Below are 15537 nucleotides of genomic sequence, written 5' to 3' on the forward strand. Positions count from 1 at the left end.
AATGCACATCAGATAAATCATTATATCTCTGCTCCTGTAGTAAGGATGGTAGGGGAAAATATTGAACCTGGGATTTATAATCTAAGAGAAGCTCTAGATCTTGCTGAAAAACAAGGACTCGATTTGGTGGAGATTTCTCCAACTGCGAATCCTCCAGTTTGTAAAGTGATAGATTATAAGAAGTTTCTTTACGACCAGAAGAAAAAGCAAAAAGAAATAAAAGCAAAAACTGCCAAAGTAGTTGTGAAAGAAATCAGATTAGGTCCTCATACAGATGAGCACGATTTCAACTTCAAACTAAAACACGCGGAAAAGTTTTTAGAGGAAGGTGCTAAGGTTAAAGTAGATGTATTCTTCAAAGGAAGAAATATCATCTATAAGGATCAGGGAGAATTGCAATTATTAAAGTTCGCACAAGCTTTGGAAGAGTTTGGCAAGGTTGAAAACCTTCCTAAATTAGAAGGAAAGCGAATGATAATGATGATTGCCCCTAAGAAAAAGAAATAAGTAATCTTATTTATATAGTGGCTGTTGCCACAGAAATGCATTATTATTAATAAATAAATTGTAGACTAATGCCAAAAATGAAAACTAAATCCGGTGCCAAAAAAAGGTTCACCTTTACCGGATCAGGTAAAATTAAGAGAAAGCATGCTTATAAAAGCCACATCTTAACTAAGAAAACCAAGAAGCAAAAGCGTAATTTAACTTATGCTGCAATGGTTGAACCATGTGATGTGCCTAATATTAAGTTAATGCTTTGTAAGTAAAAATTAAGTTTTAAAAACTATTGATTTAGCCTTTAAGATTCTAATGGAACGCTAAATCGAAAAAAATTAAAGAAATGCCAAGATCAGTAAATGTAGTTGCGGCTAGAACAAGACGCAAGAAGATTATGAGCCGTGTCAAAGGACAATTCGGCCGTAGAAAAAATGTTTGGACAGTAGCTAAAAACGCCTATGAAAAAGGTTTAGTATATGCCTACCGCGACAGAAAAGCTAAGAAAGCTAATTTCAGACAATTATGGATTGCACGTATCAACGCTGCAGCACGCATACATGGTATGTCGTACTCAGTATTTATGGGTAAAATCCATAAAAAAGGAATTGAATTGAATCGTAAAGCATTAGCCGATTTGGCAATGAATAACGAGGCTGCTTTCAAAGCCATTGTAGACGCTATTAAATAGTAGCTACTTATATGATAAAACCAGTTTCCTTTTGGAAACTGGTTTTTTTTGTGCCTGATATATTTTAGATTTTCATTAGGTTCTACCCATTATAATTGCTATGTATGAGCAACTATAAAATCCTAATTAAAACAAAAAATCCCCAAACCAATAATAATTTGAGGATTCTCCATATTTTAATTTCAGTTTATAACTTCATAAACTTCTGACTTATAATACTAGATTCGGTTTGAATTTGAAGAATATAAATTCCTTCTTCCAAATTATTTACAGGAATAACGCCTTCGTAGGTATTGGTAACAGAATAACTAGATTTTCTGAATACCTCTCTACCATTAATGTCTAGCACTTTTAACTCTAGACTTCCTTTTGCTCCACTTTGGAGGAGGACAAGCAATTGATCTTGTGCTGGATTTGGATACAGGGTTAAGGAGCTATTTGAACTCATTGGACTGTTACTAATTCCAGTACCTAATTCTGGATTCTCTAGTTCAACCGTTGTAAATAAGAAATACCCTCCTCTATCTAATGTGGTAGCCCATTTTAAATCAGCACCGATAGTGATGGTTTGATCATCGAAATAATTATACCAAGTTCCGCTATTTGGGAAATCGATTTCTACTTCCTTATTTACCACATCAAAATTTCCAACAGCTACTACATTCATATCATCATGCAATAAGGTTACGGTTTTAATGGCTCCATAAACATCAATCTCATAATTGGTGGTTTCCCAAGCATCCTGCTCAGTCTTCAGCTTATTTAAAGCAGCTGTAATATCGTGAAGATACATTCTTTGCCAATCTTCTTGGTATTCCCATTTTGGTGGTTTTGGAGTTAACCTATCGTTATCATTTCCACTTGGCCAATTGATAGAATAATCATAACCTAGCTCACTAAATTGCCAATACATTTTAGGACCTGGAATGATGGTATGAAACAGGGTTGACAAACCAATTCTTCTTAATCCAGTACCTAAGTTAGTAATATCGTAATCTCCATTACTATTTCCCCAAGTAAGGTTGTAATGCATCTGACGATCTTCATCGTGACTTTCCATATAAGATACTACATGAGGATCATTCCAAGTTCTTCTTTGATAAGAAGACCAACTTAAGTCAGATTTCCCGCTTGAGTTATAACCCATATTAGCTTCTTTGAAGTTATTATTCATATTTCCCCATAATAAGATACCATTATTAGCTAAAACTTTTTCCTCTGAGTTATCTGCTAAATGTTCAAAAATAACATAAGCATCGTCATCTACTTCCCAAATTTTATTGGCCATTCTTTCAAGAATTTCTATTCTACTGGCATCATATACCCAACCATCACCTGAAGTATTAGTAAAACCTTTTGTGAAGTCAAAACGGAATCCATCCACTTTATATTCGCTAATCCAATAAGAATTCACACTATCCACAAAAGCTTCTGTAAAAGGACTTTCGTGATTATAATCATACCCCCAACTATAAGAAGTATTAGGAGATTGCACATTAAACCATGGGTTATTAGCAGCAGGGCGGTTATTGATTCCATCCCAATACATCAACACTTGAGGATTTTGTCCGTAAGAATGATTTAAAACCATATCGATAACGACAGCAATTCCATTGGCATGACAAAGATCAATAAACTCCTTCAGTTTATTTTTAGTTCCATAATACTTATCTACGGCAAAATAGAAAGAAGGATTATATCCCCAAGAGCTATTGCCTTCGAATTCATTAATGGGCATTAATTCAATCACATTGACGCCCATATTTTTATAATAAGAAAGTGTATCAATCATAAATTGATAATTATGGTTTGCATGGATATCGCGAATTAAGATTTCTTGAATCACCATATCAGTAACCTTAGGTGCTTGGAAATTTTCTACATTCCACTGGTATTCTTCTTGTCCTGTCATCAAAACAGAGGCAATACCGCTTGCTTTTCCTGTTGGATATTCTGGCATATTAGGGAAAGTATTTTCATCGATATATTGGTCATTCCAAGGATCAGAGATTTGCTCTGAATATACATCTGCCACTTTCAATTCTCCATCTATATAATACTGATAAATATAAGCTTGGCCAGGTGTTAAACCATCAATTTGTACCCAAAACCGCTCTCCACCAGGAGTTTTCTTCATGAATACCTCATCACTCACTTCCCAATTACTAAAATCGCCAATGGCAAAGGCATATTCTTTACCAGGTGCTAGTAGACTCAAAATAACAGAGTTATCGCTTAAATAATTAACTCCGTCATTCATACCAGCAGGCAGTTCTTCAACAGTAACCTCCCCTTTCACAAAAATATAAGCGGAATCGACTACCATATCTGCACCAGAGTAAGCTTCAACTTTAAATGTAGTTTTACCATCAACTGTTGCTGTATAATCATAAGTAAACCCTTCTGGATCGAACTCAGCAATTAAATTATCATTAATATAGAACTTAGTATAATCGGCATCGGTTCCATTTGCAATTACTTGAATAGTTTCATTTAAATTGATGATGGTTCCATTAATTGGAGATTCAATATCTACATTTAATCCTGCTTCATAAACATCTGTAAAAATATCTAAATCACCATCATCTTTTCCTGTTTGACTTCCATCGCTATTACGAAAAACCAAAGCTATTTGGAGGATAGCTTCTCCTTCTGGTACGCCATAATATTCACGAATTGATGGGCCAATATCTAAAGTATAGATATCATCAGAAATACGAGTAAGTTTGGCTTTATCGGTATTTTCACCCCAACCAGCAACTACATATTTCCAATCACCTCCAGAAGTGCTATTCTCAGTTATTACACCTGTATGAGCCCAGATATCTCCAGTATAGCCCATTAATCCCTGGCTCCCCTCAGCAGCATTGAAAGTAATAATAACTTGTTGATTTTCCTGGGGAAAAGCAGGATTGGTAGTAACTACTTGAGCAAATAGCCCAAATGACACCAAAAATGCCATTAGAAGTACTGATAATTTTTTAAACATCTGATTTTTTTTTGTATGAATCACAAAAGTAACTAAATAAAGATGTGATTATTGCAATGTTAGACTAAAAAAGAACCGCAAACGTTTGTTGTAAATAAATAATTGTAGACCACAAAATTCCTTATGAAAAAAGAGATTCCCCAATGGAAATCTCTAAAATATATAATTGATGATTTAGGTTTTCTTTTAACTACAGCCGCCTTCTACTTCTTTCTTCTTACGTTTTATAATTTTTTTCTCTTTTTTTGGTGCAGGGGTAGAAGAATTGATTTGTTTTTCAAATTCTTTATCGGTTGGTGTATTTCCTTTAATCAAAGGAAAATCACTTACTTTCTTCGATTTCTCAAAAACGGGTTTCCCATTGGCTTCCAAAATATGATACATAAAGCTGTTGGCACCCATGGGCATTGTGAAAGCATTATACCCCAGTAGCCTTAAATATGCCATCACAAAAGAAGCCGTTTGTCCAGTATAATCGTAAACTAAAATCTTTTTATTATTCGATGGCAGCGTGTTTAGTAAGTCTTCTTTGTTTAAAGATTGTTTTGGTTCATAATGAAATGCACCTGGTATATGACCTTGATCGTAGATTTCCTTTGGCATATAGGCTATGATGTGAAACTCATCTAACTCCTTAAACACTCTGTCTGCTTTTATCATCAACCTATTTGTTGGCGTATTGAATAGAGTGATTCCTCTAGCATTCAATATTTCAGCTCCACAGGATTGACCTGTTTTAATTTGAGGAAAAGGATAGGTTCTTGATAAAGCATTTTCCTTTATTTCTAGCTTATTTGCATATTTATTTGATACTCTATCACTCCAATAATCAATACTCGGATTCCAAGATGACATTCCATAGCTCATAGAATAAGCATTACTATAACCTAACAAACGAAGCACTCCAGTTACATAGGCTGATGTTTGTCCATTCTTACAAACAATCACTAATTTGTCATAAGCTGAAGCTGCAACCGTTTTGGTTAGATAATCCATCAAATTTGGAATATCGATATTAACAGCTCCATTAATATGTCCGCCTCTATAGTCCTCATTATTTCGGATATCTATAATAAAATAGCTATTTAAATTTTCGAAGACATCCTCAGCATTTATTAAACTAGGGAAAGTTGGTGAATTGATATAATCTCCTGAATTTCCCATAAAAGTGAGGAGAGCTTCAATTTCAGGTATATCTATTCTACCTTCAGGAACTTCTTTCAAACCATGACCTGGCTCGTATTTTTGCTGACAAGAACTAAGTCCTAGACTTAAAAGAAGTGCTATAATGATGATATATTTCGAATTATTCATTTACTTAATTTTTGTGTATTAGTTTAAATCTGGACATTCTTCATCAAAATCCTTAACCACTTTGTTAGGATTCTTCACAATGACTTGAGGAGCAGAAATACTATCCTGAACTGGCTGATCTACACCAACTACCATCCTCAAATAATCATATTTGGGTTTCTCATCGTTATAATCACCAGAATGAATACCATATTGAGCGATAATGAATTCATTGATATAATCATATCCGCCTAAAGCTACTTTTATATTTTTAAAACCTAATTGTTTCAATATCATATAAATATTTATAGCTTGGTTTTTATCACGACAATAAAGCACGTTTATGATTTCATCTTGATTAAGGATATCATAATATTCCATATCCAAAACATTCTTAGCTGGGATATTAATAGCTCCTTCCACATGACTTTTAATATACTCAGGAGGCGTCCTTAGATCTATCATTTGATAAACATTTTCATGCTTGCAAAGTAGGATATTAGCCAATTTCTCTATGGACAAAATATCTTCTTTATGTAAGTAGGCATCTAGGGTTTCATCTATGCTTAAAGCATATTCCTTTTTGCTGCTATCGCTACAAGAGACCATGATAAAAGCCAAAAGCATCACAAAAAATAGTTTCTTTATTATTTTCATTTTTTTAGTTTTTGAGGATGAATGATTAACTACAACCGCCTTCTACTTCTTTCTTCTTGCGCTTGATAGGAGCTGCACTTGGTTTTTTAACTTCACCACCGCTTTCTTGTACTCCATTATCATCGCCACCAAAATAAATACTGGCTCCTCTTCTATACTGATACATTTGATCATGTACTTTATCCCAAATCACTGAATTATCACGCGGTTGAAGAATATTATCAACCCAAGTATTCAATCCACCCAACATCACAAATGTGTTTTTAAAACCCATACGATTGGAAATAATCCAAGCCACATCAGCATCACTACTGCCATTGGAATAGAAAATGGTTTTATAAACATTTTGATCAAGATACCCTAGGTTTTCTTCTTTGAATAATTCTTTCAATGGAATATTTATAGCTCCATTTAAGGAGAATTTATTAAAGAACTCTTCACTTCTCACATCGATTAATAGTATAGAAGGATCCTCAGCAATGATCATTTGAGCCACTTCTTCCACTGAAAAGTAACGCGTACTTTCAATTAAATCGAGAAACAGCTGGTCTGGTTTAGTTTCTACATAGCTTCTTTTCTTTACTCCTGAAAAAGCGACGAATAAACCCAAAGCCAAAAACAAAACCATTCCTAACAAATATTGTTTTTTCATGATTTCTATATTAATAGTTTACATCTTCAATTTTAAACTTCTTTTTGATAGTATCTACCAACCAAAAAGTTCCTAAGGCAATCACAATAAATACAAAAATAGCTAAGCCTTCTCCAATACCGAGGAGCTCACCCATTTTCACTTTGCCTAAATTAGTACTGTTTCTGAGGTCTTCCCAGATCCATTCATAGGTAAACGAATAAAAATATATGCCTATTACCATTCCTCCGATAAACAACATGGCATCTATTTTTCCAATGGCAGCAGCAGGGACACTAGTTCCAGGGCAAAATCCCCCCATAATAAATCCAATTCCCATAATTACCCCTCCAACTATTGTTGGAAGCAAAAAGGTGTTGGGCATCCATACTTCGTCAAAATATAACAATCCCATTTGATTCAGTAGAAACAACCCTAATGCTGCCGTTACAGCAGCTGTGAAAAACACTTTGATAACCACAAAGTCATATCCATAAAACACACCGGCTAATTTTCTAGAAGTAGAGAATCCGGCTCTTTCTAAAACCCATCCAAAGGCAAATCCTATCACTAAGGCTGCTAGCAGGTTCCATTCACTTGTAAATTCAAATATTGGTGCCATTTTCTTTTCTTTTTAAATCCATAATTTTCTAAAAAAGTACGCGAACAGATAGCCTCCACCAAAGATGGCACCTGCTGCTATAAAGCCTGACAAAGACATCACAGCCATTCCACTAAGTCCAGCTCCTGATGTGCATCCTCTGCCCAGTTGAGAACCTACTCCAAAAAATATTCCCCCTAAAATAGCGAATATGATTCTTGTCCTTGAGGTAATGTTTGGTGAGTGCTCAAGTTTCAACTTCAGTCTACCAGCAAAAGCTCCAGAAACCACACCTCCTAATACCATTCCCAATACTTCAAAAACTAACCAGGATTTCATAGGACTAAGTTCTGCCTTGGCGGCTTCTTCAAAATAAGATGCATCAGCGGCATACTCTGGAGCTACTTTAACCACACTAGCTTTCACCATATCTTTATATGCTCCACTCCCACCTAATCCTTCACCGCTGAAGAAAAAGGCTGCTATAATAACGATACCTAATAGGATCCCTGCTAAATAGGGATTCATATATTTATTTGGATCTGGTTTATCTCTTTTTATATCTTTCATTTTTCCATGTATTAATATAAATATCTTGTTATCTGTCCAGCTTCCACCATAATAAATCGGAATAATAATCCACCAATTAAGATCAATAATGCTGGAATAGAAATTGGAATATGATAACCATATAACTCCATCGTTTCTAAAATGGCAGGAATCACTAATCCAACCATAACTACTCCAGCCCAGAAGATGGCAGTATAATCTCCTCCAAGGAATAATTGAGCAGCCTCAATTTGCACTGCTCCACTGGCTAAGAACCCCATAAATAAGTGGATAATAAAGAAGAGCTCAATAGCTATTAATAATAAATCGATTCTACTAAAAATTAATCTTTCCTTTTTACTTCTACTCATCCACATAATGACCGCTGCTCCTGTTGACAATCCTGAGACTAAAAACAGAGGGCCTAAAATACTTGTATTCCAAAGAGGACGAGCATTAAAAGCAGATAATAAAATTCCAGTATAAACCCCTAATATAATAGCTAATATGGCATTCACCCATGCCAATTGGTAACGATATTTGGTAAACCATTCAATACTTAGCTTTAGAGGTTTAATGGCGTTGATAATGTCTTCAATCCACTGAATCAAACCCTTAACTCTTTTTCCACTTTCAGAGAAGTATTCTTTTATCTCCTTCAAAAAAGTTAAAGGCCAGATGACTGATAATGGCATGATAGCTGCTAAAGTCCAAGCTCCCCACGACATTGGAGAATCTAATCGAATGGTGGTATATAATTGCCAAAAATAAGCTGGATGTCTAAGGTCTAGAAGTAAAGCTATTAGACCTATGACAATAACAAATGGCGCTAAAATAGGTGCAATTTGTACAGAAGTTTTCAATTCGTCTCCTCTACCTCTAATAAAAAAATAGGCAGAGAAAAATATCAATGCGGCGGCTAATCCTCCCACAAAGAGATAGAGTGGAATTTGCCAATGCCAGATGTTTAATACTGGATCGATATATGGAAGATTCCTACCGCTGATTATAATTTCTTCGTTCATGATTATAAATAATTAAGTTAAGAAAAATACATGAGGCTTAGTTCCGGCTTCAGGTGCTAAAACCTTCCATTTTCTATCTCGTAATAATTTTGACACATCTGAGTTTGGATCATCCAAATCGCCAAAAGTGAGGCATTTGGTAGGACATACAGCCACACAAGCTGTGGTTTGTCCTTTTTTAACTCTATGGTCACAGAATGTACATTTATCTACATAACCATCTGGATGGAAATAACGTGCATCGTAGGGACACGCCTGAATACAAGCACCACACCCAATACATTCCTCGGGAGTTACTTTCACAATCCCTCCTTCTATCACATGGCTAGCTCCTGTTGGACAAGTTCTCACACAAGGCGTATTATCGCATTGGTTACAACGTTCTGAACGAAGCTCCATATCAAGATGAGGATAAGTACCAGCAGTATGCTCCACTATCCAATCTCGACAATATCCTAAAGGAACATTATTCTCTGTTTGACAAGCTACCACGCAGTCGCTACATCCAACACACTTTCTGGTGTCCATGGTCATGGCATATCTCATGATTCAGCCTCCTTATTTTCTATTTTGTTTTCCTCTAAATGAGGATTCTCAAGAAGGAAAGTCACAAAATTCTCTCTCATTCCTGTTCCTCCCATTATAGGATCAATTTTCACATTGGTAATCATTTCACTATCTGAAGCACCTCTTCCATATCCACGACTCAAGCCCTTTTCAGTATTTCCAAATCCATGAATCATATATACACTATCGTGACGAATTCTTTCTGTAATCCTTACTTTTATTGGGAAAGTACTGATTTTTCCATCTTGGTTTTTCAACCAGATTTCTTGCTCAGCCTCTACTCCCCATATCTTAGCTACTTTAGGGTTTACCCATATCTTATTCTCATCCATTAAATCGGTAAGATTTGGATTATTGATGGTACGTCCAAAGGTGTGCATTGGAGCTCTACCATAAATCAAACGATAGAATCCAGAATCAGGTTGTTTATGCTCAATGAACTTAGGCATTGGGTCATAACCTTTAGCCTCTAAGTCTAAGGAATAAAGCTCAATTTTACCAGTATCGGTATTGAAATAGTGCTCTTCACCATCGGCTAAGTATAAATCCGTTTCCTTATCAAATTGTTTCACACCAATTTTCTGCATTTCTTCGAGACTGGTTCCCATTTGCTTGAATTTCCAGTCCAACTCCTCCTCAACACTGTCGTAAGCAAAATAGTCTCCTAATCCTAAGCGATTTGCGATCTCTTTAGCCATCCACCAGCCTGGCTTACTTTCCCAACGAGGATTAGCTGCAGGCATACGTAATGCTATATTTGGAATTCTATGCTGACTCGACCTGATGTCATCATATCTTTCTAAATAAGTACACTCAGGAAGAAGTATATCGGCATAACCAGTAATTTCCATGGGCATGGTATCTACCACTGCAATAAAGTCTAAATTCTCTATGGCTCTTTTAGTGGTTTCCACATCAGGAATAGTAGTCATTAGATTGGTACCGACAACTATCCAACCTTTAACTTTGTGTTCGTTTTTATTTTCTGGTAAAGAAGCTTTGATTAAATCGTTGGAAATACCAGTTCCTGCTCCTTTATATGTTTTCTTAGTGATGTCTTTCCAAGTCCATTTTGGATGTGGATATTCTGGGGATGGAAAATGAGGAACACTTTTCTTTTCAGCAAAATACCATCCTCCTTTTTTTCCAAAAGAACCTAAGAGTGCATTCAGAATGGCAATAGCTCTAGTTCTTTGTGTATCATCCCCATACCATGTGGTATGACGACCCGGGTGAACAATAACAGCAGGGGAAGCTTTAGCCATCTCATAAGCTGAATCTCGAATATCTTTAGGATCGATGTCTGTTTTTGTATAGGCCCATTCTGGTGTGAAATTTTTTACATGAGCTTTTAACTCATCAAATCCAAATGCATATTGCTCCACATATTTCTTATCATAGAGCTCCTCATAAATCAATACATGAATCCAACTTAATAATAATGCCAGATCAGTTGCTGGCTTAATAGGCAACCAAAATTTAGATTTACTAGCAATAGTAGAAAAACGAGGATCTACAGTAATAATGGAAGCGTTTCGCTCAATGGCATCTGCCACTTCTTGCACATAACCATTATGCATATTTTCACCTACGTGGTTTCCTATCAATACCAAACACTCCGTGTTTTTAATATCAGTGGGTTCCGGAGAACTCACGCCCATTCCATAAGTAGCGACAAAACCAGCTTCTCTTGGCCCTAGGCATTGGGCATATGAAGGTTTAGCTATGTTTTTAGAGCCATAGGCTTGCATCAAATGCTTAAAATAAGAACCACTACTTGCATGATATAATAAGGCCATGCTTTCAGGTCCATATTTATCGGCTATGTCTTTCATATTATCGGCAATGGTATCTAGGGCTTCTTCCCATGAAATTTGAACAAACTTATGAGTTCCATCACCATCAACTACACGTTTCTGAGGAAATTTAAGTCTATCATTATCATAATACATACCTACCCCACCTGTGCCTCGAGGACAAAACCTACCATTACAGTGAGGATCCTTATCATTGCCAATAATTTTTTGAATTTCACCATCTTTATTCAGATAGGTGAATCCGGCACATTTCCAGAAACAAACCTCACAAAAAGTAGGATACCTTTTTGCTTTTGATTCATCCAAGGGTTCTATGTCTTTCTTTAAGAAATCAGGTGACCAACTTAAAGCTGGTTTTAGAACAGCAATCCCTCCTGCTGCCACTGCTGAAATCTTTATGAATTCACGTCTTGTTTTCATCTGTTATTAATTTATTTTTCATGGTCAGATGGAACTCTCGATGAATTTAATCATGCTTGTATAAATGTTAAGCATGATTAAATTCATGTTCGGTTCATGAATTAGTTATTTTGATAAAAATCAATATTCATTACACATCATCATATATAGATATCTATATATAAAATGCAAAAATAGCTGTTTAAAATGAAACGGGGATATTAAAGCGCTTTAAAACACAAGATGCTAAGTGATTGATATAGTGACATCAATACTATTGTGATATTTTTCACACGAATAAAATAATTACTAATGTACTGATTATCTGAGATTCACAAATTCTATTTAGATATTATACAAATTGAATTCTTATGCATAATTTAAATATAGTCTAAATAAATCTAATTTATTGAAATGGTAATAAATTATACTATTGAATTCTAACAATTTCTGGAATCTAATTCATTATCGGGTACAGCTAGAGTACAAGTAAGTTTTTTGATTTTATCCATTGTTTTTAGAAATGCATCTAAATCTTCTTGTCCAACATGCTCTAAAATGGCTTTATTATAATCCAAAACCATTTTACGACTGATCTTTTTTAATTCCAATCCTTTTGGTGTAAGATATAACTTCACTACTCGTCGATCAACTAAATCTTTTTCACGATAAACCAATCCTTTTTCCTCCATGGTCTTCAATAGGCGACTTAGACTGGTGGGCTCTATACCCATTAGAGGAGCTATTTTAGTTACCGGAATACCATCCTTTTTAATACTTATTAATACATAACCCTCCGCTTGAGAAAAGTCATATTCAGTAGTCAAACGATTATACATTTTGACAATAGCTTGCCATCCCGATTTTACTTGGTAACCAATAGTATCTTGAGCTTTCATAGTATGAGTAATTATTATGCAAACATAATAATTTTTTAGGGATCAGTATATCGAGTTTCGCTATTTATACTTTGTCTATTTATGCGAGTCATTAATAATTAACACACCAAGAAGGATGAATTAATTCAGATAAAAACTTTTCATTTTTTTAAATTAGCAAGAAAAGATACAAAAGAACTCTTTACTGTAAATTACTTAAGCATGATTACCATCTTGCCAAAGTTTGTATTCTTGCTCTCGCTTTAAATGCTCACAATATTTCTTAAATAATGGCAAAAGCCATTCTCGCCTACTTTCTCGCCCTTCTTCTATTTGTTTTACAATTTTCTTAGAAACATATTTTTTTAAATTTCTCAGTATATCCGTTAAGCTATGACCTTCTGCTGCTCTGCAAATTCTACCAATTGTTTAATGAAAAATGCTTTATGCAATTTCATTATTATAATGGTGGTAAATGCCGATAATTTTAAATTGCAATCATATATTTCAAACCAAAATAATATTATCTCCTAAATTCATCGGCATTAAATGTAAATGACTATGCATTAATACCCAACCGTAAATCTCTAAACCTTTGTTTTCTTGACAATATTTTAAAGAATCTACAATGGCAAGTTTGTGATTCTTTCTTGTAAAAATATCTACCCAGCCTACTGTGGTCATTGTTATAAAATAGGCTTTATCTGCTTCGTGCGTTTTATACTTATCTGACATCTAACAAAGATAGAAAACTTTGGAAATTAGCTTTTCGTACTAATGTTATACGCACGGAAAACATACTGATGTTACAATCAGTAGAACTTTCCGCGCTAGCGGGTTATACAGGAAACAAGACAATCATAAGTTTGTAAAAACCTAAATAACTGTTCAGTGCAAAAGGAAAACTTTATGCGTATTAAAAAAATAATAAATATAATCCAGTAATCAATGCTAACAAGAAATATACTAATCCAGAATATGTTTTAAGGTAACCATGAAAATCTTTTTTACCTTCTATAAGCTTAAATCTCTTATCTTTATTACCATATACGGTTAGCAATATTATTATACTTGCAACTATTGAAAATATTCCAGTTAATTCTCTTTCCATTATTTATTTGAGTTTAATACATCATTTGTTTTGCTTACTGAATAATTCAACACTTCATAATTTAATTCTATAAAATCAGAGTTATCAAAATTACCAGCTTTAATTTTTGCCCCTGCTAGCGCGGATTTGCAATCCGTGCACCATATAACACTGTTTACCAAACCACTAAACATAATTCTTCAATTGAGGTGTTTCTAAAATAACATCCAATACAAAAGGCAATTCAGCATAATTTCTAGCTGAGCTAAACAAATAATCCTCAGGTTTTTCTACTATCATTTCTTGAACTGGGTTTTGGTGAATATAATTCAATTTCTCATAAAAGAACTCTGTGCTATAAATTACCTTTGCATGATTTCCATCTTGCCAGACCTTGTGCTTTTGCTCTCACTTTAAATGTGCACAAAATTTCTGTAATAATGGCAATAGCCATTCTCGTCTGCCTTCTGGCTCTTCTTCTATCTATTTCACAACCAACCGTTGTCATAGTAATAAAATAAGCTTTATCTGATTGGTATATTTTATACTTATCTAACAAAGATAGAAAATTTAATAAATTGACTGCCTATCTTGTTGTTATACGCACAGAAAACATTTCCGAGCTAGCGGGTTTTTAATTTAATAAGGATAAGGTTTTTCTGTAAGCCCACCTGAATAATTTGCCGATTTTATAAAATTAAGAACATTTGTAGACATTACATTAAAATAGTAATATCCTTCCGTACTATAATGATATACCTTAATTGAGTATTTATAAGAAAACAATGCATCATTAAAAGAACCAGTAGTAATTTGATAACCACCGATATCATAACCAAAATGATGTTGTTCAGTAACCGTATTACCATGTAGCTTGACCGTCTTTTGAAAAACATTTCCGTGATAGCAGGAGTTTTAGTAACAGACCTTTCCAAACAAACGGTTTATCTATCAAATAAACACTCCTGTTCATCTAATTCTATAATAAAATGACTATTAATCTTTTTATTATATACACTATCTGGCATCTGAGTTCCATTTGTCAATCGATAAACCCTATTTAAACTGCGTATCCAAAAATCCCCATTGGGATTGCTGGCTGTATCGATTGTCAATCGGCCTGGTATCCCAAAGTATGTTTTTATCGGCCTATTATTAAACGGAATTTCTTTAAATGGTATATATTTATAATCAATTTTAAGCTTCCTCTTTTTCAAAAGCCACGTTGAAGAGAAGGAGTACACAACAGGATGAAAATCAAACCTATCATTTCCAAAATCAAACTCTGAACCTGGGGGGCATAAACAATCATCTTTTTGCAAAAACAATGGAAATTCAAATTTTAGTTTAGAATCATTAATTATAATTATTTTAACTGTATCATTAAATACTAGATAATAATCAGCATAAATATTTTCAACCAAACATCTACGATGAACATAAGAAATATTAAAATCAATCCTTCTTTTAGAGCTTGTCGATAATATTCTCACTACCGCATACGAACATTTAGCTTTTGTATCAAAACCCAAAGTATTTTTAATCATACCAACAGAACTATACAATGCAGTATCTAATTTTGAAATTAAACTCTGTGAATGAAGTGACGAAGTAACAAATACTATAACAATTGTGATAATTAATCTAATGAATTTCATATATTATTTATTAAAGGTTTTTTCTAAACACACCATATTGACCAAATGCTTTCATCAATCCCGCTAGCGCGGATTTGCAATCCGTGCGCCATATAACGCTGTTTACCATATCATTAAACATAGTTCTTCAATTCAGGATTTTCTAAAATAACATTCAATACAAAAGACAACTCAGCATAATTCCGTGCAGTGCT

Annotated in this window: 16 protein-coding genes; 3 read left to right on the forward strand and 13 right to left on the reverse strand. The window is 34.3% G+C overall.

All coding sequences use genetic code 11. The annotated features are described in order from the left end of the window. The first annotated feature begins 12 nt into the window (after positions 1–12). From infC to rplT, 3 genes are all read left to right on the forward strand, one after another. On the forward strand, positions 13–507 hold the full coding sequence (gene infC / locus HNS38_RS15665; protein ID WP_371742923.1) for a translation initiation factor IF-3: 495 nt from the start codon (positions 13–15) through the stop codon (positions 505–507). 68 nt (positions 508–575) lie between these two features. After that, complete coding sequence (rpmI, locus tag HNS38_RS15670; RefSeq protein WP_172278986.1) at positions 576–770, forward strand: 50S ribosomal protein L35; 195 nt, start codon at positions 576–578, stop codon at positions 768–770. Positions 771–844: 74 nt separating this feature from the next. Further along, complete coding sequence (rplT, locus tag HNS38_RS15675) at positions 845–1189, forward strand: 50S ribosomal protein L20 (RefSeq protein WP_172278988.1); 345 nt, start codon at positions 845–847, stop codon at positions 1187–1189. A 187-nt stretch (positions 1190–1376) separates the two neighbouring features. On the opposite strand, the gene HNS38_RS15680 is transcribed toward rplT, so the two are convergent. The 13 genes from HNS38_RS15680 to HNS38_RS15740 form a co-directional block, all read right to left on the reverse strand. Beyond that, complete coding sequence (locus tag HNS38_RS15680) at positions 1377–4178, reverse strand: alpha-amylase family glycosyl hydrolase (protein ID WP_172278990.1); 2802 nt, start codon at positions 4176–4178, stop codon at positions 1377–1379. A gap of 186 nt (positions 4179–4364) precedes the next feature. Then, positions 4365–5492 carry a rhodanese-like domain-containing protein gene (locus tag HNS38_RS15685; protein WP_172346689.1) on the reverse strand — a complete coding sequence of 376 codons (1128 nt, stop codon included), beginning with the start codon at positions 5490–5492 and terminating at the stop codon, positions 4365–4367. 18 nt (positions 5493–5510) lie between these two features. Beyond that, positions 5511–6128, reverse strand: a complete 618-nt coding sequence (locus HNS38_RS15690) for a rhodanese-like domain-containing protein (protein WP_172278995.1) — start codon at positions 6126–6128, stop codon at positions 5511–5513. A gap of 25 nt (positions 6129–6153) precedes the next feature. Continuing rightward, complete coding sequence (locus tag HNS38_RS15695) at positions 6154–6780, reverse strand: rhodanese-like domain-containing protein (RefSeq protein WP_172278997.1); 627 nt, start codon at positions 6778–6780, stop codon at positions 6154–6156. 10 nt (positions 6781–6790) lie between these two features. After that, positions 6791–7381, reverse strand: coding sequence for a YeeE/YedE thiosulfate transporter family protein (locus HNS38_RS15700; protein WP_172278999.1), 591 nt, complete (start codon positions 7379–7381; stop codon positions 6791–6793). A gap of 12 nt (positions 7382–7393) precedes the next feature. Continuing rightward, positions 7394–7930 carry a YeeE/YedE thiosulfate transporter family protein gene (locus tag HNS38_RS15705; protein WP_172346690.1) on the reverse strand — a complete coding sequence of 179 codons (537 nt, stop codon included), beginning with the start codon at positions 7928–7930 and terminating at the stop codon, positions 7394–7396. Positions 7931–7941: 11 nt separating this feature from the next. Continuing rightward, the gene (gene nrfD / locus HNS38_RS15710; RefSeq protein WP_172279004.1) at positions 7942–8934 is read right to left on the reverse strand and encodes an NrfD/PsrC family molybdoenzyme membrane anchor subunit; all 993 of its coding nucleotides are present in this window, start codon (positions 8932–8934) and stop codon (positions 7942–7944) included. A 12-nt stretch (positions 8935–8946) separates the two neighbouring features. Further along, complete coding sequence (locus HNS38_RS15715) at positions 8947–9480, reverse strand: 4Fe-4S dicluster domain-containing protein (protein WP_172279006.1); 534 nt, start codon at positions 9478–9480, stop codon at positions 8947–8949. Next, on the reverse strand, positions 9477–11738 hold the full coding sequence (locus HNS38_RS15720) for a molybdopterin-dependent oxidoreductase (RefSeq protein WP_172346691.1): 2262 nt from the start codon (positions 11736–11738) through the stop codon (positions 9477–9479). Before HNS38_RS15720 ends, HNS38_RS15715 begins: the two co-directional genes overlap by 4 nt. A gap of 419 nt (positions 11739–12157) precedes the next feature. Then, entirely contained in the window at positions 12158–12616 is a 459-nt protein-coding gene (locus HNS38_RS15725) for a MarR family winged helix-turn-helix transcriptional regulator (protein WP_172279011.1), read from the reverse strand. A 486-nt stretch (positions 12617–13102) separates the two neighbouring features. Then, positions 13103–13330 (reverse strand): hypothetical protein, encoded by a 228-nt coding sequence (locus HNS38_RS15730; protein ID WP_172346692.1) that lies wholly within the window; start codon positions 13328–13330, stop codon positions 13103–13105. Between the two features lie 181 nt (positions 13331–13511). Continuing rightward, the gene (locus HNS38_RS15735) at positions 13512–13706 is read right to left on the reverse strand and encodes a hypothetical protein (protein ID WP_172279015.1); all 195 of its coding nucleotides are present in this window, start codon (positions 13704–13706) and stop codon (positions 13512–13514) included. Positions 13707–14629: 923 nt separating this feature from the next. Next, a complete protein-coding gene (locus HNS38_RS15740; RefSeq protein WP_172279017.1) occupies positions 14630–15343 on the reverse strand; it encodes a hypothetical protein in 714 nt (237 codons plus the stop codon). Positions 15344–15537: the final 194 nt, after the last annotated feature.

It is taken from the genome of Lentimicrobium sp. L6, from assembly GCF_013166655.1.
Taxonomy (GTDB): domain Bacteria; phylum Bacteroidota; class Bacteroidia; order Bacteroidales; family UBA12170; genus UBA12170.